The sequence below is a fragment of the Kitasatospora sp. NPDC059462 genome (assembly GCF_042749955.1).
Classification (GTDB): Bacteria; Actinomycetota; Actinomycetes; order Streptomycetales; family Streptomycetaceae; genus Kitasatospora.
In genome coordinates this window covers 1-19327 of record NZ_JBHYUU010000079.1, presented here as the reverse complement: position 1 = coordinate 19327, position 19327 = coordinate 1, and the positions used below count along the sequence as shown (strand labels likewise).

20 protein-coding genes and 1 pseudogene are annotated in these 19327 nt (G+C 73.0%); 13 read left to right on the top strand and 8 right to left on the bottom strand.

Annotated features, from left to right (window positions below; genetic code table 11):
• The first annotated feature begins 333 nt into the window (after positions 1 to 333).
• Complete coding sequence (locus ACFXAM_RS20405) at positions 334 to 984, top strand: ScbR family autoregulator-binding transcription factor (RefSeq protein WP_380293143.1); 651 nt, start codon at positions 334 to 336, stop codon at positions 982 to 984.
• A 39-nt stretch (positions 985 to 1023) separates the two neighbouring features.
• Here ACFXAM_RS20405 and ACFXAM_RS20400 read toward each other — a convergent pair whose 3' ends face one another.
• The 4 genes from ACFXAM_RS20400 to ACFXAM_RS20385 form a co-directional block, all read right to left on the bottom strand.
• On the bottom strand, positions 1024 to 1653 hold the full coding sequence (locus tag ACFXAM_RS20400; protein ID WP_380293141.1) for a ScbR family autoregulator-binding transcription factor: 630 nt from the start codon (positions 1651 to 1653) through the stop codon (positions 1024 to 1026).
• A 225-nt stretch (positions 1654 to 1878) separates the two neighbouring features.
• Positions 1879 to 2091, bottom strand: a complete 213-nt coding sequence (locus tag ACFXAM_RS20395) for an acyl-CoA carboxylase subunit epsilon (RefSeq protein ID WP_350561664.1) — start codon at positions 2089 to 2091, stop codon at positions 1879 to 1881.
• Between the two features lie 92 nt (positions 2092 to 2183).
• Entirely contained in the window at positions 2184 to 3785 is a 1602-nt protein-coding gene (locus tag ACFXAM_RS20390) for an acyl-CoA carboxylase subunit beta (RefSeq protein ID WP_380293139.1), read from the bottom strand.
• A 439-nt stretch (positions 3786 to 4224) separates the two neighbouring features.
• The gene (locus tag ACFXAM_RS20385; protein ID WP_380293137.1) at positions 4225 to 4629 is read right to left on the bottom strand and encodes a PLD nuclease N-terminal domain-containing protein; all 405 of its coding nucleotides are present in this window, start codon (positions 4627 to 4629) and stop codon (positions 4225 to 4227) included.
• Between the two features lie 125 nt (positions 4630 to 4754).
• Between ACFXAM_RS20385 and ACFXAM_RS20380 the strand changes: the two genes are divergently transcribed.
• Together ACFXAM_RS20380 and mqnP are read left to right on the top strand one after the other, a co-directional pair.
• Entirely contained in the window at positions 4755 to 6212 is a 1458-nt protein-coding gene (locus ACFXAM_RS20380) for a menaquinone biosynthesis decarboxylase (protein WP_380293135.1), read from the top strand.
• A complete protein-coding gene (gene mqnP, locus ACFXAM_RS20375) occupies positions 6209 to 7114 on the top strand; it encodes a menaquinone biosynthesis prenyltransferase MqnP (protein ID WP_380293133.1) in 906 nt (301 codons plus the stop codon). The genes ACFXAM_RS20380 and mqnP overlap by 4 nt, the downstream gene beginning before the upstream one ends.
• Positions 7115 to 7134: 20 nt before the next feature.
• On the opposite strand, the gene ACFXAM_RS20370 is transcribed toward mqnP, so the two are convergent.
• The gene (locus ACFXAM_RS20370) at positions 7135 to 7347 is read right to left on the bottom strand and encodes a DUF4287 domain-containing protein (protein ID WP_380293131.1); all 213 of its coding nucleotides are present in this window, start codon (positions 7345 to 7347) and stop codon (positions 7135 to 7137) included.
• A gap of 312 nt (positions 7348 to 7659) precedes the next feature.
• Between ACFXAM_RS20370 and ACFXAM_RS20365 the strand changes: the two genes are divergently transcribed.
• The 3 genes from ACFXAM_RS20365 (at position 7660) to ACFXAM_RS20355 (ending at position 11469) form a co-directional block, all read left to right on the top strand.
• Entirely contained in the window at positions 7660 to 10170 is a 2511-nt protein-coding gene (locus ACFXAM_RS20365; protein ID WP_380293129.1) for a collagenase, read from the top strand.
• Between the two features lie 113 nt (positions 10171 to 10283).
• Positions 10284 to 10763: an HIT family protein gene (locus ACFXAM_RS20360; RefSeq protein WP_380293127.1), complete on the top strand. Its 480-nt coding sequence runs from the start codon at positions 10284 to 10286 to the stop codon at positions 10761 to 10763.
• 85 nt (positions 10764 to 10848) lie between these two features.
• The gene (locus tag ACFXAM_RS20355; RefSeq protein WP_380293125.1) at positions 10849 to 11469 is read left to right on the top strand and encodes a DJ-1/PfpI family protein; all 621 of its coding nucleotides are present in this window, start codon (positions 10849 to 10851) and stop codon (positions 11467 to 11469) included.
• A 17-nt stretch (positions 11470 to 11486) separates the two neighbouring features.
• Here ACFXAM_RS20355 and ACFXAM_RS20350 read toward each other — a convergent pair whose 3' ends face one another.
• Complete coding sequence (locus ACFXAM_RS20350) at positions 11487 to 12242, bottom strand: alpha/beta fold hydrolase (protein WP_380293123.1); 756 nt, start codon at positions 12240 to 12242, stop codon at positions 11487 to 11489.
• A gap of 133 nt (positions 12243 to 12375) precedes the next feature.
• Here ACFXAM_RS20350 and ACFXAM_RS20345 point away from each other — a divergent pair, with 133 nt between their 5' ends.
• Entirely contained in the window at positions 12376 to 13290 is a 915-nt protein-coding gene (locus ACFXAM_RS20345; RefSeq protein ID WP_380293121.1) for an aminoglycoside phosphotransferase family protein, read from the top strand.
• Positions 13287 to 13661, top strand: a complete 375-nt coding sequence (locus tag ACFXAM_RS20340) for a VOC family protein (RefSeq protein WP_380293119.1) — start codon at positions 13287 to 13289, stop codon at positions 13659 to 13661. Before ACFXAM_RS20345 ends, ACFXAM_RS20340 begins: the two co-directional genes overlap by 4 nt.
• A gap of 127 nt (positions 13662 to 13788) precedes the next feature.
• Here ACFXAM_RS20340 and ACFXAM_RS20335 read toward each other — a convergent pair whose 3' ends face one another.
• Together ACFXAM_RS20335 and ACFXAM_RS20330 are read right to left on the bottom strand one after the other, a co-directional pair.
• Entirely contained in the window at positions 13789 to 14505 is a 717-nt protein-coding gene (locus tag ACFXAM_RS20335; protein WP_380293117.1) for an MOSC domain-containing protein, read from the bottom strand.
• A gap of 91 nt (positions 14506 to 14596) precedes the next feature.
• Positions 14597 to 15340, bottom strand: a complete 744-nt coding sequence (locus ACFXAM_RS20330) for a cyclase family protein (protein WP_380293115.1) — start codon at positions 15338 to 15340, stop codon at positions 14597 to 14599.
• Positions 15341 to 15406: 66 nt separating this feature from the next.
• Here ACFXAM_RS20330 and ACFXAM_RS20325 point away from each other — a divergent pair, with 66 nt between their 5' ends.
• From ACFXAM_RS20325 to ACFXAM_RS20305, 5 genes and pseudogenes are all read left to right on the top strand, one after another.
• The gene (locus tag ACFXAM_RS20325) at positions 15407 to 16072 is read left to right on the top strand and encodes a UbiX family flavin prenyltransferase (protein WP_380293113.1); all 666 of its coding nucleotides are present in this window, start codon (positions 15407 to 15409) and stop codon (positions 16070 to 16072) included.
• A 128-nt stretch (positions 16073 to 16200) separates the two neighbouring features.
• The gene (locus ACFXAM_RS20320; protein ID WP_380293111.1) at positions 16201 to 16662 is read left to right on the top strand and encodes an Lrp/AsnC family transcriptional regulator; all 462 of its coding nucleotides are present in this window, start codon (positions 16201 to 16203) and stop codon (positions 16660 to 16662) included.
• 40 nt (positions 16663 to 16702) lie between these two features.
• Positions 16703 to 17665: a threonine/serine dehydratase gene (locus tag ACFXAM_RS20315; RefSeq protein WP_380293109.1), complete on the top strand. Its 963-nt coding sequence runs from the start codon at positions 16703 to 16705 to the stop codon at positions 17663 to 17665.
• Positions 17666 to 17756: 91 nt separating this feature from the next.
• On the top strand, positions 17757 to 18920 hold the full coding sequence (gene mqnE, locus ACFXAM_RS20310) for an aminofutalosine synthase MqnE (protein ID WP_380293107.1): 1164 nt from the start codon (positions 17757 to 17759) through the stop codon (positions 18918 to 18920).
• 125 nt (positions 18921 to 19045) lie between these two features.
• Positions 19046 to 19327, top strand: a pseudogene (locus ACFXAM_RS20305) (hypothetical protein); the annotation flags it as partial.

The window sequence follows — 19327 nt, the reverse complement described above, 5'->3', positions numbered from 1 at the left end:
GGCCCTGGAAAAACATACAGGCCACCCGGTTTCTGCTCCCCCTGCGGGGTCGTCACTTGTGTGCGCCCCGCCGGGCCCACCGTACCCGGGCGCCGGCCTGCGGCAACGCCCGGCCGGCCCGGTCCGGCCCCCGGGCGGGGGCCCGGACGGCGGCCCGTCCCCTCTGGACGGCGGGGGCCGGACAGGGGCTAGATTAGATACCAACCATGCGGTTTCGGGCGGTCGCGGCGCGCCACCGACGGTCCGCAGACGGGGCGCCGCGGAACCGACGGCGGCGCCGTGACAGCAACCGGGCGGGCCGCAGCCCGCCGCGGCCGGGGCCGGAGGGGCCGAGTGGCTAAGCAGGAACGGGCGGGGCGTACCAGGCAGGCCGTGCTGCTCGCCGCGGCGGACACCTTCGCCGACGCGGGTTTCGAGTCGGCCAGCCTGGTCGACATCAGCCGCCGGGCGGGCGTCAGCAAGGGCGCCCTCTACTTCCACTTCGTCTCCAAGCAGGCCCTCGCGGACGGCGTCCGCGCCGAGGCCGCCGACACCGTCGGCCTGGCCGTGCTGCGGGCGCTGCGCGGCGGCGGGCCGGCCGTCCAGGAACTCGTCGACCTCACCCACGAACTGGCCCGGCTGCTGCGCGAGGACGTGGTGGTCCGGGCCGGCGTGCTGCTCGGCCTCGGCGGCCGTCCGGCGGGCTGCGCGACCGGTGCGGTGGTGGCCCCGGCCGGCTCGCCGCCGGAGCCCTCGGCGGACGCCTGGCGGCGTCTGACCGCCGTCTTCCGCACCCTGCTCGACCGGGCCTCGGCGGCCGGCGAACTGCGCCCCGGGCTCGACCGGGAGCAGGCGGCCGGGCTGCTGGCCACCCTGGCGGCCGGACTGGTCCTGTTCGCCGCCGAGGCCACCGGCCGGCTCGCCCCCGCCGCGATCAGCGGCCTCTGGTCGGCCGCCCTCCCGTCGCTCGTCCCGGCCGACCGCCTGACGGACTACCGCTTCTAGGCGCCCCCGCCTCCGCCCCCGCCCCCGCCCCGCCCCGTCCTAGCCGTGCGGGCGGGTGGTGGTCCGGTCGACGGTGTCGAGGCGGGCCAGGGCGCCGGGCTCGACCAGGCCGGGCAGCAGCAGCGCCCAGAGGTCGGCCATCCGCTGCAGCAGGTCCCTGCGGTCCGTCAGCACCTGCGAGTTGAGCTGGATGCCGGCCACCGCGCCGGTGATCACCCCGGCGGCGGCCGCCGGCCGCACCCCGGGGCGGAGTTCGCCGACCTCCAGCGAGCGCTCCAGCAGCTCGCGCGCCGCGTCCGCCCAGCCCTGGTAGGCGCCGACCTGCGGCTGGGTGAAGGTGCCGTGCTCGATCGTCAGCCGGATCGCGCCGCGCAGCAGCGGGTCGTCCAGCAGCGAGTGCGCGAACGCGTAGCCGAGGTCGATGACCGTCTGCATCGGGCTGTCGGTGGCGGGCTGCCAGGTGGCCAGCCAGGCGCTCTGACCCTCGATCACGGCGAGCGCCAGCTCCTCCTTGGACGGGAAGTGGAAGTAGAGCGCGCCCTTGGTGACACCGGCCCGTTCCAGGATCTCGGCCATGGTGGCGCCCGCGTAGCCGCGTTCGTCGAACACCTCGGCCGCGGCGCGCAGCACCGTCTGGCGGGTCGCCAGCGCCCGGGCCTGCCTGGCCATCGCAGCCTCCCTGCTCTCTGTCGTCGGCAGCGGCTGGATCCTACGGCGGCGGACCGGGCACTGGCCCCCGTACCGTGCGGTAGCGATCCTTTCGAGCCGTTCCGGGCGCCGGTGCGCGCCGGTCGCGCGCGCTCGCCCCGGGCCTGGAACGCCGCCGGCCGGCCACCCCGGTGTGCGGGTGGCCGGCCGGCGGTCGGACGGGTGTCCGGGGCCTCGTTCGAGCCGTCAGGCGGCCCACTGCCAGCTGACCGGCGAGTAGTACGCCGGGCGGCGCTCCAGGCGCTGCCAGTTGGCGATCGGCTCGACCGGCGAGGCGGCGGCCGCCGCCTGCTGGGCGGCCGCGGCGCGGGCCATCAGCACGGCGGTGAGGGCGGCGAGCTCCTCGTCGGTGAGCGAGCCGCGGACGATGCGGACGAGTGGTTCGGCGGAAGCGGTCATGGTCCGGTTCTCTCCCGGCGGATGGTGGTGGGTCGGTCGGCGTCGGCGTCGGCGTGCCCGGCGGTGCGCTGTGCGGCCGGGCGGCGCTGCCGCTACATCGGCGGGTTGCCGTGCTTGCGGCTCGGCAGGTCCGCGTGCTTGGTGCGGAGCATGGCCAGCGAGGACACCAGGACCTGACGGGTCTCGGCGGGGTCGATGACGTCGTCCACGAGGCCGCGCTCGGCCGCGTAGTACGGGTGCATCAGTTCGCTCTTGTATTCCTTGATCTTCTGGTTGCGCATCGCGTCCGGGTCGTCGGCGGCGTTGATGTCCCGGCGGAAGATGACGTTGGCCGCGCCCTCGGCGCCCATGACGGCGATCTCGTTGGTCGGCCAGGCGAAGGAGAGGTCGGCGCCGATCGAGCGCGAGTCCATGACGATGTAGGCACCGCCGTAGGCCTTGCGCAGGATCAGCTGGATCCGCGGCACGGTCGCGTTGCAGTAGGCGTAGAGCAGCTTGGCGCCGTGCCGGATGATGCCGTCGTGTTCCTGGTCGACGCCGGGCAGGAAGCCGGGGACGTCGAGCATGGTGACCAGGGGGATGTTGAAGGCGTCGCACATCTGGACGAAGCGCGCGGCCTTCTCGCTGGCGTTGATGTCCAGCACGCCGGCCAGCGACTGCGGCTGGTTGGCGATGATGCCGGTGACGTGGCCGTCGATCCGGGCGAGCACGCAGAGCACGTTGGTGGCCCAGCGCTCGTGGACCTCCAGGTACTCGCCGTGGTCGACGATCTCCTCGATGACCTTGCGCATGTCGTACGGCCGGTTGCCGTCGGCGGGCACCAGGTCGAGCAGCGACTCGTTGCGGCGGTCCACCGGGTCGTCGTTGACGGCCGACGGGGGCATCTCGCGGTTGTTCTGCGGCAGCAGCGAGAGGAGGTAGCGGACCTCCTCGATGCAGGACTGCTCGTCGTCGTAGACGAAGTGCGAGACGCCGGAGACCCCGGCGTGCACGTCGGCGCCGCCGAGCCCGTTCTGGCTGATCTTCTCGCCGGTGACGGCCTGGACGACGTCCGGGCCGGTGATGAACATCTGCGAGGTCTCGCGGACCATGAAGACGAAGTCGGTGAGGGCCGGCGAGTAGGCCGCGCCACCGGCGCACGGGCCGAGCATCACGGAGATCTGCGGGATGACGCCGGAGGCCCGGGTGTTGCGCTGGAAGATGCCGCCGTAGCCGGCGAGCGCGGTGACGCCCTCCTGGATGCGGGCGCCGGCGCCGTCGTTCAGGGAGACCAGCGGGGCACCGGCCGCGATGGCCATGTCCATGATCTTGTGGATCTTCTGGGCGTGGGCCTCGCCCAGCGCGCCGCCGAAGATCCGGAAGTCGTGGGCGTAGGTGAAGACCGTCCGGCCGTGCACGGTGCCCCAGCCGACGACGACGCCGTCGGTGTGCGGCTTCTTCGCCTCCAGGCCGAAGCCCTGGGCGCGGTGCCGGCGCAGCGGCTCGACCTCGTGGAACGAGCCCTCGTCGAGCAGGAGGTCGATGCGCTCGCGGGCGGTCAGCTTGCCCTTGGCGTGCTGGGCCTCGGTGGCCTTCTCGCTCGGCCCGCGCCGGACCTGCTCGCGCAGTTCGTGCAGCTCCGCGACCTTGCCCCGTACGTCCGCGGGGACTTCGGGGGCGTCGTCGTCGACCGGCGTCTGGTGCACAACCGTCATCTCGAACCACTCCAAAGGTGAGGGAACTGTCCGACAGCCAACGTCTGCGATGCCCCCGGCTGCGAATCACTTCTTCACTTATGACTGTACGAGGGGCCGCACGCTGGTTTCGGCGTCGATTCCGTACAAGGTCGCGTCCGTTTAGATGTCAGGGCTGCACAGAAACAGAAGCGATTCAGCCTGCCCGTACGGTAGCTGTTCGATTACCCCGAGCTGTCGTCCGGATGGCTGCCGGGTGAGCTGGACATGAGGAAACGCGCAGGTCAGCGCTGTCCCGCCGGATGCCGTCCGGCTGCGGTCCGGGGCCGTCCGAGGGGCGCCCGGGAGACCCGCGAAGGGCGCGCCGCTGCGTGGCCGGTGGCCGGTGAGTCGTAGGGATGCGCCAAAAACACCGCAGCCCACCCGGTGGATGCCGGGTGGGCTGTCCGAGCGACCGGGGTCAGGCCCGTCGTCCCTCGTCCGGGTCCTCCTTGCCGCGCAGCTCGTCCTCGCGGCGGCGCAGATCCGCCTCCCACTGCTTGAGCATGTCCTCGTGGCCGTCGTCGCGCCTGTTCAGCGAGGCGAGGAACTCGGGGTCGTCGTCCGGGGCGAGCGGGCGGCCGTCGCGCCGGCGGCCGTACGCCGGGCCGCCCGCACCGTGGCCGCCGGCCGGGGCGGTGCGCACCCCGCGCTGCTTGCCGGCCACCAGCCAGGCGATCGAGCCGACCAGCGGGAAGAGCAGCACGATGATCACCCAGACCACCTTGGGGAGGTGCTTCACCTCCTCCTCGGGGGTGGTCAGGCAGTCGATGAAGGCCCACACCCACAGGGCGAGCGGGAGCACGAAGGTCAGGATCCTCAGCACGGCGGCGATCTCCCCCGGGCGGCGTCGGTGGCGGTCGGGCCCTCGGAGCGGCGGCCGCTGGCGGTGCGCGCTCCAAGGGGGCCCTTGACACAGGCCAGGCTATCGGGTGGCGGATACTGGCTGGCATGGCATACGACGATCTCCGCTCGTTCCTGCGGGCCCTCGACCGCGAAGGCGACCTCAAGCGCATCAAGGCGGAGGTGGACCCCTATCTGGAGATCGGCGAGATCGTCGACCGCGTGCAGAAGGCCAAGGGCCCGGCCCTGCTGTTCGAGAACGTCAAGGGCTCCACGATGCCGCTGGCGATGAACGTCTTCGGCACCGAGCGCCGGCTCGCCAAGGCGCTCGGCCTCAAGGGCCCGGAGGAGATCGGCGACAAGATCTCCGGCCTGCTGAAGCCGGAGCTGCCGCAGGGCTTCACCGGCTTCCGGGACGCCTTCGGCAAGCTCGCCTCGATGGCCCACGTGCCGCCGAAGCACGTCAAGTCCTGCGACGCTCCGGTGCACGAGGTGGTGCTGACCGGCGAGGACGTCAACCTGGACGAGCTGCCGGCGCTGTTCACCTGGCCGCTGGACGGCGGCTCCTTCTTCAACCTGGGCCTCACCCACACCAAGGACCCGGACTCCGGCATCCGCAACCTCGGTCTGTACCGGCTGCAGCGGCACGACCGCCGCACCATCGGCATGCACTGGCAGATTCACAAGGACAGCCGCAACCACGCCGCGGTGGCCGCCAGGCGGGGCGAGAAGCTGCCGGTCGCGATCGCCTTCGGCTGCCCGCCGGCCGTCACCTACGCGGCCACCGCGCCGCTGCCGGGCGACATCGACGAGTACCTGTTCGCCGGGTTCGTCGCGGGCGAGCGGGTGAAGATGGTCGACTGCAAGACCGTCCCGCTGCAGGTCCCGGCCGACGCCGAGGTGGTCCTGGAGGGCTGGCTGGAGCCGGGCGAGCTGCTGCCCGAGGGGCCGTTCGGCGACCACACCGGCTTCTACACGCCGCAGGAGCCGTTCCCGGCGCTGACGATCGACTGCGTGACGATGCGCCGCCGGCCGATCCTGCAGTCCATCGTGGTCGGCCGCCCGCCGACGGAGGACGGCCCGCTGGGCAAGTTCACCGAGCGCTTCTTCCTGCCGCTGCTGAAGATCATCATCCCGGACATCGTCGACTACGACCTGCCCGAGGCCGGCGGCTTCCACAACTGCGTGATCGTCTCGATCGACAAGAAGTACCCGAAGCACGCGCAGAAGACCATGCACGCCATCTGGGGCGCGCACATGATGTCGCTGACCAAGCTGATCATCGTGGTGGACGCCGACTGCGACGTCCACGACTACCAGGAGGTCGCCTGGCGGGCCTTCGGCAACGTCGACTACAGCCGCGACCTCACCGTGGTGGAGGGCCCCGTCGACCACCTCGACCACGCCTCCTACCAGCAGTTCTGGGGCGGCAAGGCGGGCATCGACGCGACCCGCAAGTTGCCCGAGGAGGGCTACACCCGCGACGGCGGCTGGCCCGAGATGGTCACTTCCGACCCGGCGACCGCCGCCCTGGTGGACCGGCGCTGGAAGGAGTACGGGCTGTGAGCACCGCCGCCGCGCTCCCCGAGGTCCCGCCGGGCAAGGTGAAGTCCTTCCTGCGGCTGGTGATGATCGAGCACTCGGTCTTCGCCCTGCCCTTCGCCTACATCGCGGCGCTGACGGCGATGTTCCTGGCCGACGGACGGGTGCACTGGGGCGAGCTGTTCATCGTCACGGTCTGCATGGTGGGCCTGCGGACCTTCGCCATGGCCGCCAACCGGATCATCGACCGCGAGATCGACGCCCGCAACCCGCGCACGGCGGGCCGCGAACTCGTCACCGGCGCCGTCTCGCTGAAGACCGCGTACATCGGCTCGGCGATCGCCCTGGTGGTCTTCCTCGGCGCCGCGGCCCTGCTCAACCCGCTCTGCCTGGCGCTCGCACCGGTGGCCGTGGTGCCGATGGTGGTCTACCCGTACGGCAAGCGGTTCACCGACTTCCCGCAGGCGATCCTGGGCCTGGCCCAGGCGATGGGCCCGGTCGGCGCCTGGCTGGCCGTCACCGGCACCTGGTCCTGGGACGCGGTCGTGCTCGGCGCGGCGGTCGGCATCTGGATCGGCGGCTTCGACCTGATCTACGCCTGCCAGGACGTCGCCTCCGACCGGGAGGGCGGCGTGCGCTCCGTCCCGGCCCGGTTCGGCGTCCCGGCCGCGATCCGCGGGGCCCGCGGCTGCCACGTCGTCACCACGCTGCTGCTCGGCTGGTACGCGGTGCTCACCGACGCGGGCGTCGCGTTCTGGATCGGCCTGCTGGTGGTGGCCGGCGCCTTCGTCTACGAGCACACCATCGTCAGGCCGAACGACCTGTCCCGGCTGAACCGGGCGTTCTTCCAGACCAACGGCTTCGTCGGCATCTCGCTGTTCTTCTTCGCGCTGGTGGACCTGGTGGTGCGCGGCCTCGGCGTCTGAGGCCGCGCCCCGCGCGGGCCCTACTTCCCGCCCTCGTCGAGCGTGTGCTTGACGAGGGCGTTCGCGTGCCCGTGGCCGAGCCCGTGCTCCTCCTTGAGCCAGGCGACCAGCTCCATGTGCCGGGTCAGCGGCGAGGAGCGGATCAGCTCCTTCCAGTGCGCGATCGGCTGCCCGTACGTCTTCTCGATCGACGGGAAGTAGCTGGCGGGGCCCTTGGCGGCGGGGGTGGTCATGGCGGGGTTCTCCTTCGTTCGTCGCTCCATAGGACCGGACCCGGAACGGAAACTCATCGGCGCCGCGGTGTGATCCGGGTCACGCCGAGGGGGTCCCGGCCGGGGGCGCGGATCGGCCAGTCCGCCCGGTCCGCCGGCCTGCGCGGATGCGGTCGGACCTCGCGCGCCGGGGTGTGCGGGGGTGGCCGGAAATCGCGTGTCATATGACCTGTGACATTGTTCTGATCTCCGGCCGGTGACAGGATCCACGCCACATCTCCTTCCTCCAGCCCGACCCCACGTCGGACTGCCCCCACTCACGAAGGATTCGGCGTGCTCCTGCGCACCAGACTCTCCATGCTCGCGGCAGGCGTCGTCGCCTGTTGCGCCACGGCCACCGCCGTGCTGCCGACCCAGGCCGCCGTCGCGGCACCCCCCGCCGCCACCGCCGCCCCGGCCCCGACCGGGGGCGGCCCGGTCGGCCTGACGGCCCCGGCCGTGACGACGGGGTCCGAGGACCTCGCCGAGCCCGCCGCCCCGCTGCCCCCGGCGCTGATCGGCGCGACCCGCCCGGCCGACCCGGCCGAGGCGAGCGCCCCCGTCCTGTCCAAGTCCCTCGCCGTGCAGAGCTGCACCGCGGCCGACTTCGCGGCCCGCACCGGGGCCGACCTGGTCGCGTTCATCAGGAGCTCGACCCCGGACTGCATCAAGTCGCTGTACAGCGAGGGCAAGGCCGACCCGAGCATCTTCCAGCAGTCCCGGATGCTGTCCGTCGCGGCCGCCCTCAAGGACCTGGCGGCCGGCTACACCGGCGACAACTCGACCGGCGTCGCGCAGCTGGTGAAGTACCTGCAGGTGGGCTACTACATCCAGTTCTACTACCCGGCCGCGGCCGGCCCGTACACCCCCGCGCTCACCGCCGCCGTCTCGTCCGCCCTGGACACCCTCTTCGCGGGCACCCGCTGGCGTGACGTCACCGAGGACAACGGCCGCGTCCTCAAGGAGGTGGTGTGGCTCACCGACAGCGCCAACCTCCAGGCCCGCTACGCGGGCGTCTACAAGCGGATCCTGGACGAGTACGACAACTCCTACAACGCCTTCCCGCAGATGATCAGCGCGGTCAACTCCGTGCTGTTCTACCCGCTCTGGGGCGGCTACCGGAACGCGGACTTCGTCCGGGCGCTCGCGGCCGATCCGGGCCTCGTCAACTCGCTCGCGAACTTCGCGATCAACCACCGGGACCTGCTCACCGGGCCCCACGCCGTCCTCGACACCAACGCGGGCAACGACCTGGCCCGGTTCGCCGGAACCAGCCCCGCCGCCGAGGCCCTGGCCAAGCCGCTGGTCAAGAAGGTGCTGGACTCCGCGCCGCTCCTCACGCCGCACGCACCGCTGTACGTGTACACGGCCGTCCAGGCCAACTACTACAACGGCGGCCAGTGCTCGTACTACGGCACCTGCGACCTGCCCGCCAAGCTCACCTCGGTGGTCCTGCCGAACCAGCTGGTCTGCGACAACCGCATCCTCCAGGCGCAGGCCCTGTCGGCCGCCGAACTGGCCACCGTCTGCGCGAGCCTGCGCAGCCAGGACGCGCTCTTCCACGGCACGGTCAAGGACAACGGGGCCATCCCGAACCAGTACGCCAAGAACGTCACCTTCGGGATCTTCGCCAACAAGACCGACTACACCACCTACTCGTGGGCGATCTTCGGCAACGACACCGACAACGGCGGCCAGACCGTCATGGACGCGACCGACCCGAACAGCCGGGCCGTGACCGTGATGTACCAGAAGGCCTGGAACGTCAACGACCCCGCGCGGGTGTGGAACCTCAACCACGAGTACACCCACTACCTCGACAGCATCTACAACCTCAAGGGCAACTACACCACCCAGTCGTCCGTCCCGAACAAGTGGTGGGTCGAGGGCCTCGCCGAGTACGTCTCGTACCTCCACCGCGGCGCCACCGACGTCGACGCGATGGCCCAGGCGGCCAAGCACACCTACAAGCTCAGCACCCTCTTCCAGAACACCTACGCCAACTCGGACTCGACCCGCACCTACCCGTGGGGCTACCTGGCCGTCCGGTACATGCTGGAGAAGCACCCGGCCGACGTCCGGGCCATGCTGGAGCGCTTCCGCGTCGGCGACTACCCCGGCGGCTACGCGGTCTACAACGGCCTCGGCACCTCCTACGACGCCGACTTCGACGCCTGGCTCACCGCCTGCGCCGCCGGCGCCTGCTACGCGGCCGGGCCGACCGCGCTGTTCGACACCTCGGTGAGCGGCGCCACCGTCACCGCGAACGAGCGGGCCGTGCAGACCGGCCCCGGCCGGATCACCGCCTGGCACTGGACCTTCGGCGACGGCACCGCCTCGGACGAGCGCAATCCGAGCCACACCTACGCGGCGGCCGGCTCGTACACCGTGGCCCTGACCGCCACCGACGACACCGGCCGGTCCGCCACCACCGCCGCCACGGTCACCGTCACCACCGGCGGCCCGGTCACCCTGCCGGCCTGCACCGAACCCCGCAACGACGCGATGGGCCGCAACTGCTCGCGCACCGGCCGCGCCGCGACCGCCGGCAACTCCGACTACCTGTACGTCTACCTGCCGGCCGGCACCACCACCCTGAAGGTCACCACCTCCGGCGGCACCGGCACCGCGCACCTGTACTACAACGCCGACACCTGGGCCTCGCCGAACGCCTTCACCGCCTCCTCCACCGGCACCGGCACCACCCAGTCCCTCACCGTCACCAACCCGGCCGCCGGCTACCGCTACCTCAGCCTGTACGCCGCCACCGACTTCAGCGGCGTCACGGTCAGCACCGAGTTCTGACCCGCCCCGCCCCCGTGCGACCGACGCCCGGCCGGACCCTCCGGCCGGGCGTTCCGCGCGGCCGGACCGGTCGTGGGGGCCGTCCGGCGGCGGGCGGTCACTAGCATCGGCGCATGACCGAGCAGCACAGTGACTGGAAGGCCGACCGCGTCGGCAGTGCCCTGCGCGGGGAGAACCCCACCGTCGTCCGGCGGCTGGCGGCCGGGTTCGCCGTGATCGGGGACGTGCAGTTCCTGCCCGGGTACGCGATCCTGCTGACCGACGAGCCCGGGGTGCAGCGGCTCTCCGACCTGCCCCGCCCCCGCCGGCTCGCCTACCTGGAGGACCTCGACCGCCTCGGCGAGGCCGTCGAACGCGCCTGCCGGGCGGCCGATCCGGCCTTCCGCCGGGTCAACCTGGAGATTCTCGGCAACACCGACCCGATGCTGCACGCCCACGTCTGGCCCCGCTACGACTGGGAACCCGCCGACCTCGTCCGCCTCCCCGTCTGGCTCTACCCCCGCGACCGCTGGACCGACCCGGCCCACGCCCTCGCCCCCGCCCAGGACCCCCTCCGGGCCGCCATCGGCGCGGAGCTGGATGCGCTGGGGTAAAGGCCGGTGGTGCAGACCACTCGATCTCGTGAATCCGCTGACCGGGGGCGGTACGGATGGCCAACTCCCGCTTACGCTGCGGGACATGGACATCGTCATCCCGCTCTTCGAGGACTTCGAGCCGCTCGACGCGATCGGCCCGTACCAGGTGCTCGGCTATCTGCCGGGGGCCACCGTGCGCTTCGTCGCGGCGGGGGAGCGGGGGGCGGTGGCGGACAGCATCGGGGGGATGCGGCTGGACGTGCCCACCCGGTACGCGGACGTCGCGGGGTGCGACGTGCTGCTCGTGCCGGGCGGGCACGGCACCCGGCCGCTGATGGACGACGAGGCCTTCCTCGACTGGCTGCGCCGGACGCACGCGACCACCCGGTTCACCGCCTCCGTGTGCACCGGCGCGCTGCTGCTCGGGGCCGCCGGACTGCTCGACGGCCTCGCCGCCACCACCCACTGGGCGGCGGCCGGCGAACTGGCCGCGTACGGCGCCGCGTACACCCCCGAGCGGGTGGTGCACCGGGGCCGGATCGTCACGGCGGCCGGCATCTCCGCCGGCATCGACATGGCGCTGCGCCTCGCCGCCCTGCTGACCGACGAGACCACCGCCCGGGCGATCCAGCTGCACGCCGAGTACGACCCCAGGCCGCCCTTCGACAGCGGCAGTTGGGCGAAGGCCTCACCGGCCGTACGGGAGCGGATCAAGCAGCTCTAGGGAACACTCCGCAGACCCTAGGCCCCGAGGAAGGCCTCCAGCGCCGAGGCGAGGGCGACCGGGGTCTCGTGCATCGGGTAGTGGCCGGAGGCGGGAAGCTGCTCCACCGTGGCGTTGGGGTAGTGGACGAGGAAGGTGCCGCGCATCGCCTCGGCGGTCAGCAGCAGGTCGTGCTCGCCCACGAACACCCGCACCGGCACCGGGTTCCCGGCGATCCGGTCCACCAGGTCGGCGGTGGTCCAGTCCCGCACGTACCCGCCGAAGGCCTCGGGGATGGAGAGCTCCAGCGAGCGGTCGACCATCCCGTCGAGCCAGACCCGCCCGGCCCGCCGCCCGGTCACCCGGTCCAGGATCTCGTACCGCTTCGCCCGGTCCTCGGCCGCGCCGTAGAACAGCGCCTCGCCGTCCGCGTCCATCGGGTACGGCCCCGCCGGGACCGGCGCCAGCCCGGCCAGCCGGCGCACCCGCTCCGGCGCCCGGGCGAGCACCTGCTGGACGGCCTTGCCGCCCATCGAGTGCCCGACCAGCGAGAACTCCGCCCAGCCGAGCTGGTCGGCCAGCGCGAGCGCGTCGTCCGCGATCTCGGCCAGGGTGTAGGCGCCGGGGACGTCCTTGCGGTCGCCGTAGCCCCGGTAGTCGAGGAAGGCGTAGGTGAAGGCGGAGCCGTCCAGGTAGTCCGGGAACGGGCCCCAGCCCGCGCTGGTGCCGAACCAGTCGTGCAGCACCAGGACCTTGTGGGAGCCGGTGCCGATCAAGCGGTGAGGGATCGTCATGCGGGGCTTCCTGCCCGGTGACGGTGATCGTCGAACCCCGGGCCCGGCGCTCCGCCGGCGTCCGGGCCGGGCTGGAAACCCATCGGGCCGAAAACCCGTCGACAGCGCGGCCCCGGCGCGCTGGACTGGGGACATGACGTCCCGGACCCCGGTGATCGACACCGCGCTGGTGCGGCGGCTGCTCGTGGAGCAGTTCCCGCAGTGGGCCGAGCTGCCCCTGCGGCGCGTGCAGCCGGGGGGCTCGGACCACGTGATCCACCGGCTCGGGGACGAACTGGCCGTCCGGCTGCCGCGCGGGGCGTGGGCGGCCGGACAGGCGCGGAAGGAGGCGCGCCTGCTGCCCCGGCTCGCGCCGCACCTGCCGCTGGCGGTGCCGGCGCCGCTGGCCGTCGGCGAGCCCGCGCACGGCTACCCGTGGCACTGGTCGGTCGCCCGCTGGCTGCCCGGCGGGACACCCGCCGGCCCTGCCGGGCTCACCGACCTGCCCGCCGACGCGGTCCGCCTCGCCGGGTTCCTGGCCGCGCTCCGGGCGCTTCCGACGCTCCCCGGCCTCGCTCCGGGGGCGCACAACGACCACCTGGGCGCCCCGCTGGCCGGTCGTGACGCCGGAACCCGGGCGCAGATCGCGGCGGCCGGGGGCGCGTTCGACGCCCGCGCGCTCACCGCGCTCTGGGACGCCGCGGTGCGCGCCCCCGTCCACCGCGGTCCACCGGTCTGGTTCCACGGCGACCTGCACACCGGGAACCTGCTCGCCGTCGACGGACGGCTCACCGCCGTCATCGACTTCGGCGGTCTCGGCGTCGGCGACCCGGCCTGCGACCTGGTCGTCGCCTGGACCCTGCTGGACGCCCCCGCCCGGGCCGCCTTCCGCGCGGCCCTCGGCGTCGACGACGCCGCCTGGCTGCGCGGCCGCGGCTGGGCCCTCACCACCGGCCTCAACGCGTACACCCACTACGCCGCCACCCACCCCCGGATCGCCCGCGCCACCCGCCACCAGATCGAGGCGGCGCTCTGCGAGCCGTACCGTCCCCCCGAGGAGCCCCGATGATCGGCCGGTTGGAGTGCATCGTCCTGGACTGCCCGGAACCGGCCGTGCTGGCCCGGTTCTACGCGGGGCTGCTCGGCGGCGAGGTGGACCGGCCGGACCCGCGCTGGTCGCTGCACGCCGACTGGTCCACCCTGCACACCCCGTCCGGCCCGGTGCTCTGCTTCCACGGCGTCGCCGACCACCGCCCGCCCCGCTGGGGCGACCCGGCGAGCCCCCAGCAGGTCCACCTCGACGTCCACGTCCCCGACCTGGCCACCGCCGAGCCCGCCGTCCTCGCCCTCGGCGCCACCCTCCTCCACGACGCCGGCCGCTGGCGCATCTACGCCGACCCGGCCGGCCACCCCGTCTGCCTCCTCCCGGCGCGCCACTGAGCCGCCACGGCGACGGGAGACGGCCGCCTCCCCGCACCTCAGGAGATCCGGCGGACCCGGCGGACGGCGGGGGTGACGGTCAAGCAGTGCAGGAACGCGTGGAATTGACGAGACGTCAGAGGGCGGTTCAGGCCAGCGTCAGGGTGTCGCCGACCGCGAGCCGGCCCGGGGCGGCGACCTCGGCGAGCGCGTCCAGGCGGGAGTCGTGGTACGCCGCGAGGGCCTTGAGGATCTCCGGGGCGTGCGGCAGCCCGGGCTGGGCGGCGGTGGTCATCACGCAGCGCTCGCTGGAGCGGACGAAGGCGAGCCGGGCGGCGGAGCGTGCGGAGCCGTGCGCCTCGCGCCCGAACCAGGCGTCCTCGGTGAACGGCGGGGTGCCCGGCGGGGTGCGCAGCAGGACGTTCGGGCGGAACCGGCGGACGTCCACCACGGCGGACGGCGCGGCCTCGGCGACCCAGTCCAGGGTGGCGGTGGTGAGCACGCTGACCGGGAGCTGGTCGAAGTGCGAGACGGCGTCCTCGCGGGCCAGCTCGACGTCGTCGCGCTGCAGGTAGGCGCGCAGGAACGCGGTCGGGTCGAGGACCGGCCGGCCGAGCGGGTCGAACAGCTCGGGGCCGTCGAGCCGGTGGCCGAGCCGGGCGGAGAGGCGCAGCAGGCCGTCCATCCGCCGGAACCGGCGGCTGTTCTTGCCGGAGCCGAGCTTGCCGTTGCCGTCGCGCACGGCGTAGAGGCGGTCGCCCGCGAGCCCGCGGTCGTCCACCTCGACGGAGTCGAGCCGCTCGCCGCCGGTGGACTTCACGGGGTAGCGCCAGAGCTGCTCGATGACTCCGATGATCTCTGCCATGGCCGGACAGCGTACCGCCGTGCGCCAATGTTGGTCTAGACCAAGTGCCGGGCGCCGGCCAGGTGTTCCCGCCCGGCCGCGGTGCGGCCGCTCACCCCAGCCGGGCGACCGCCCGCACCGGGGCCCCGTCCGCCGCCACCAGCCGCAGCGGGAAGAGCGAGACCTCGACCGGCCGGCCCGCCTCCTGCGCCGCCAGCAGCGGCCGCAGATCGGTCAGGTTCTCCGCGATCACCCCGCCGCCCGGCGCCCCGAGCAGCACCCGGTGCGCCGCCAGCGTCGGCTCCTCGGCGGCCGGCTGGTCGTGCTCGTCGGTGAGGTCGGCGAGCAGGGCGGCGACCGCCGGGTCGCCCGGGCCGGGGTCGGGCGTCGGGTCGACGCTGAGCGCGTCCATCCCGACCGTGCGCACCCCGGCGGCGACGATCGCCTCGGCGGCCCGCGCGGTCAGGCTCGGGTGGGCGAGGTAGGCGTCGGTGCCCCAGTGCCGGGCCCAGCCGGTGGCGAGCAGCAGGACGGTGCCCTCGCCGGCCCGCTCCAGCGCGGGGGCGAGCAGCTCGGCGGTGATCGCGGCGCGCGGCTCCAGCCCGCGCAGGTCGGCGACGACGGCCGGCCCGGTGAACCGCTCCAGCGGCAGGCCGTCCAGCGTCGGCCAGGTGACGTCGACGTGGTACGGCGCGTCCACGTGGGTGCCGGACTGCGAGCCGAGGTGCAGGGCGAGCACGTTCACCCCGGCGGCGGCGGTGGTGAGGGCGGGCTCCAGGAGGACGGCCGGATCGCCGGGGTAGACCGGCATCGCGGTGGTCACCTGGTGGGTGAGGTCGACGAGGGTCGTGGCCATGCCGCCATCCTCGCAGGGCGGGCCGGGGCGGAGTGAGGGGCGGAGTGGGGATAGAAAGTAACCACTATGGAAAAGCCTGAGCAGCCAGTCCGCCGTCCCTGGGTCGTGGGGGTCTCCGGCGCGTCCGGCACCCCGTACGCCGCCGCGGTGATCCGCGCCCTCCTCGCCGCGGGCGAGTCGGTCGACCTGGTGGTCAGCCGGGCCGCCCGGCTGACCATCCTCGACGAGACCGGCATTGCCTTCCGGGACGCGCACTGGCGCGCCGACCTGGCCGCCTGGCTGGGCACCGGCGGGGAGGAGCTGGAGGACGTCCGGTACTGGCCGGCGGGCGACTTCGCGGCGGGCCCGTCCAGCGGCTCGTACCCCGCGAAGGGGATGCTGGTGGTGCCGGCCACCACCGGCGCGGTGGCCGGGATCGCGCTCGGCCTCAGCAAGGACCTGCTCCAGCGGACGGCCAGCGTCACCCTCAAGGAGCGGCGTCCGCTGGTCGTGTGCGTCCGCGAGACACCACTCAACGGGGTGACGTTGAAGCACTTGGTGGAACTGGACGCGCAGGGCGCCGTCGTGCTCCCCGCCTCGCCCGGTTTCTACGCCGGCGGCTCCACCGTCGGCGAGCTGGTCGGTTTCGTCGCCGGACGGGTGCTGGACGCCGTCGGCGTGCCGCACACGCTGTACCGCCGCTGGGAGGGCGAGTTGGGTGCGGCGGCGCGCGCGACCGGACGCCCGGCCTGAGGGGGAGTGAGATCCCGCAGGACGGGAGAGTATGTTCTCTGCGATATCCGGGTTGGTCCGCGTACGGCGCCTTTGAATCCGGATAATGATCTGTGGGTCTGGCGAGGTTCGGAAGGACGCGACGGTATATGGACACGGTGGACAGACAGCTCATCCAGGCGCTGCGGGAGAACGGCCGCGCCTCCTACGCCGAGCTGGGCCGGCTGGTCGGCCTCTCCGGCCCGAGCGTCACGGACCGCATCAACCGCCTGGAGCAGGCCGGGGTCATCACCGGCTACCGGGCGACGGTCAACCCGGCCTCGCTCGGTTTCGGGGTCACGGCCCTGATCGGCCTCCAGCTGACCGACGCGGCGGACCACGAGGACGTCGCGTTCCGGCTGAAGGACCTCGGCGAGGTCGAGGACTGCTGGTTCATCGCCGGTGACGACTCGTACATGCTCAAGGTCCGGGTGCCGGACGTCGAGGGCCTGGAGTCGGTGGTGAAGCGGATCTCGGGCACGAAGGGCGTGGCCCGCACCCGGACGACCGTCGTACTCTCCACGAAGTGGGAGAGCCGGGTCAGCGAGCTGCCGCTCGGCGACGCCGAGTAGCACCCGGACGCACGACGGAAGCACGGGGGAAGTGACGGTCATGGCACTGGTCGGCCTGGAGGAACTGCACGCGGCCCGGGAGCGGATCGCGGGCGTCGCGGTGCGCACCCCGCTGGTCCCCGCCCCCTGGGCGGCGGACGGCGGGCGCCGGCTCTGGCTCAAGCCGGAGAACCTCCAGCCGACCGGGGCGTTCAAGACCCGCGGGGCGTACAACCGGCTCGCCGCGCTGAGCGGGGAGGAGCGCGCCCGGGGCGTGGTCGCCCAGTCCAGCGGCAACCACGCGCAGGCGGTGGCGTACGCCGCGCAGCTGCTCGGCATCAAGGCCGTGATCGTGATGCCGGACACCTCTCCGGCGGTCAAGGTCGAGGCCACCCGGTCGTTCGGCGCCGAGGTGCTGCTGGTCACGCCGGAGGAGCGGGACACCGTGCCCGGCGAGCTGGCCGAGCGGCACGGCTACGTCTGGGTGCCGCCGTACGACGACCCGTTCATCATCGCGGGCCAGGGCACGGTCGGCCTGGAGATCGCCGAGGACGCCCCGGCGGAGCTGGACACGGTGCTCGTCCCGGTCAGCGGCGGCGGGCTGATCGGCGGCACGGCGGCCGCGCTCAAGCTGACCCGCCCGGGCATCCGGGTGGTCGGCGTCGAACCGGAGCTGGCGGCCGACGCGCAGGCCAGCCTGCGGGCCGGGCGGCGGATCGGCTGGCCGGTCGCCGACACCTACCGGACGATCGCCGACGGCCTGCGCACGCCCTCGGTCGGCGTGCTGCCGTACGAGCACCTCGCCGCCTACGTGGACGACATCGTCACGGTCACCGAGGACGAGATCCGCGCCACGGTGGCGCTGCTGGCCCGGCGCGGGCGGATCGTCGCCGAGCCGTCCGGCGCGGTCGCCCCGGCGGCGTACTTCCACCGGGCCGCCGAGCTCGGCGGGCAGGCCGTCGCGGCCGTGGTGAGCGGCGGCAACATCGAACCGTCGCTGCTGGCGGAACTGCTCGCCGGCTGACCCGCGCGGGGCGGCTGCCCGCGAACCGCCACGGGTGGGGGCGTACGCTCGTTCCGGCAACGATTCGAAGTCGGAGGAGGCGGGGCACCGCATGGACGCAGGGCTCAAGCGCGAGCTGGAGGCGAAGGTCTACGCGGGTGAGCGGCTGACCCGGGAGGACGGGATCGCGCTCTACGAGAGCGACGACCTGGCCTGGCTGGGCGGGCTCGCCCACCACGTGCGGACGCGGAAGAACGGCGACGTCGTCCACTTCAACGTCAACCGCCACCTCAACATGACCAATGTGTGCAACGCGTCCTGCGCGTACTGCTCGTTCCAGCGCAAGCCGGGCGAGAAGGACGCCTACACGATGCGCATCGAGGAGGCCGTCCGCCTCGCCAAGGCGATGGAGGTCGACTCCCTCACCGAGCTGCACATCGTCAACGGGCTGCACCCCACCCTGCCGTGGCGCTACTACCCGCGCTCGCTGCGGGAGCTGAAGGCCGCGCTGCCGAACGTCTCGCTCAAGGCCTTCACCGCCACCGAGATCCACTGGTTCGAGCGGATCAGCGGCCTGCCCGCCGACGAGATCCTCGACGAGCTGATCGACGCCGGTCTGGAGTCGCTGACCGGCGGCGGCGCGGAGATCTTCGACTGGGAGGTCCGCCAGCACATCGTCGACCACGACACCCACTGGGAGGACTGGTCGCGGATCCACCGGCTCGCCCACAGCAAGGGCCTCAAGACGCCGGCCACCATGCTCTACGGCCACATCGAGGAGCCCCGCCACCGGGTGGACCACGTGCTGCGGCTGCGCGAGCTGCAGGACGAGACCGGCGGCTTCCAGGTCTTCATCCCGCTGCGCTACCAGCACGACTTCCACGACTCCAAGGACGGCGTGGTGCGCAACAAGCTGATGGCGCGCACCGAGATGGCCACCGGCGCGGAGGCGCTGAAGACCTTCGCGGTCTCCCGGCTGCTGTTCGACAACGTGCCGCACGTCAAGGTCTTCTGGGTGATGCACGGCGTCACCACCGCCCAGCTGGCGCTCAGCCACGGCGCGGACGACATGGACGGCTCGGTGGTCGAGTACAAGATCACCCATGACGCGGACAACTTCGGCACCCCGAACAAGCTGAGCCGCGAGGACCTGCTCGACCTGATCCGGGACGCCGGCTTCCGCCCGGTGGAGCGCAACACCCGCTACGAGGTCATCCGCGAGTACGAGGGCCCCGACCTGACGCGCCGGGAGGCCCCGCAGGCGATGCGCCTCTGACCACGGCCTCCGGCCGCAGGAGCCGCCGTCCCGGGCCCGATCGGCCGGGGGCGGCGGCTTCTTCACGGGGCCCGCACAGGGCCCCGGCTTTCGCAACCCGGCCTCCGTTTGGCAGGATCGGCCACATGTCCGGTTACCGTCACGCCTCTCCGTACCCGTCGTACGAGCCGGTGTACGAGGCGCCGCAGCAGCCGTACGGCGGCCACCAGGAGTACGACGTCCCGCTGTACGAGGGACCGCACGAGGACCACGGCTTCCAGGACCACGGCCACCAGGGCCACCCGGACCACGCCCACCAGGGCCACGGCTTCCACGGCCACGGCTTCCAGGACCCGGCCGAGCACGACGTCTACGACCGGCCGTTCCAGGAGCACCGGGCCGAGCCGGAGTTCCGTCCCGAGCCGCCC

Coding starts and splice junctions, on each gene's coding strand:
- ACFXAM_RS20400 (WP_380293141.1), bottom strand. CDS start 1,653: ATGGCCAGGCAGGCCCGGGCGCTGGCGACCCGCCAGACGGTGCTGCGC.
- ACFXAM_RS20395 (WP_350561664.1), bottom strand. CDS start 2,091: ATGACCGCTTCCGCCGAACCACTCGTCCGCATCGTCCGCGGCTCGCTC.
- ACFXAM_RS20390 (WP_380293139.1), bottom strand. CDS start 3,785: ATGACGGTTGTGCACCAGACGCCGGTCGACGACGACGCCCCCGAAGTC.
- ACFXAM_RS20380 (WP_380293135.1), top strand. CDS start 4,755: ATGGCATACGACGATCTCCGCTCGTTCCTGCGGGCCCTCGACCGCGAA.
- ACFXAM_RS20370 (WP_380293131.1), bottom strand. CDS start 7,347: ATGACCACCCCCGCCGCCAAGGGCCCCGCCAGCTACTTCCCGTCGATC.
- ACFXAM_RS20360 (WP_380293127.1), top strand. CDS start 10,284: ATGACCGAGCAGCACAGTGACTGGAAGGCCGACCGCGTCGGCAGTGCC.
- ACFXAM_RS20355 (WP_380293125.1), top strand. CDS start 10,849: ATGGACATCGTCATCCCGCTCTTCGAGGACTTCGAGCCGCTCGACGCG.
- ACFXAM_RS20350 (WP_380293123.1), bottom strand. CDS start 12,242: ATGACGATCCCTCACCGCTTGATCGGCACCGGCTCCCACAAGGTCCTG.
- ACFXAM_RS20345 (WP_380293121.1), top strand. CDS start 12,376: ATGACGTCCCGGACCCCGGTGATCGACACCGCGCTGGTGCGGCGGCTG.
- ACFXAM_RS20340 (WP_380293119.1), top strand. CDS start 13,287: ATGATCGGCCGGTTGGAGTGCATCGTCCTGGACTGCCCGGAACCGGCC.
- ACFXAM_RS20335 (WP_380293117.1), bottom strand. CDS start 14,505: ATGGCAGAGATCATCGGAGTCATCGAGCAGCTCTGGCGCTACCCCGTG.
- ACFXAM_RS20330 (WP_380293115.1), bottom strand. CDS start 15,340: ATGGCCACGACCCTCGTCGACCTCACCCACCAGGTGACCACCGCGATG.
- ACFXAM_RS20325 (WP_380293113.1), top strand. CDS start 15,407: ATGGAAAAGCCTGAGCAGCCAGTCCGCCGTCCCTGGGTCGTGGGGGTC.
- ACFXAM_RS20320 (WP_380293111.1), top strand. CDS start 16,201: ATGGACACGGTGGACAGACAGCTCATCCAGGCGCTGCGGGAGAACGGC.
- ACFXAM_RS20315 (WP_380293109.1), top strand. CDS start 16,703: ATGGCACTGGTCGGCCTGGAGGAACTGCACGCGGCCCGGGAGCGGATC.
- mqnE (WP_380293107.1), top strand. CDS start 17,757: ATGGACGCAGGGCTCAAGCGCGAGCTGGAGGCGAAGGTCTACGCGGGT.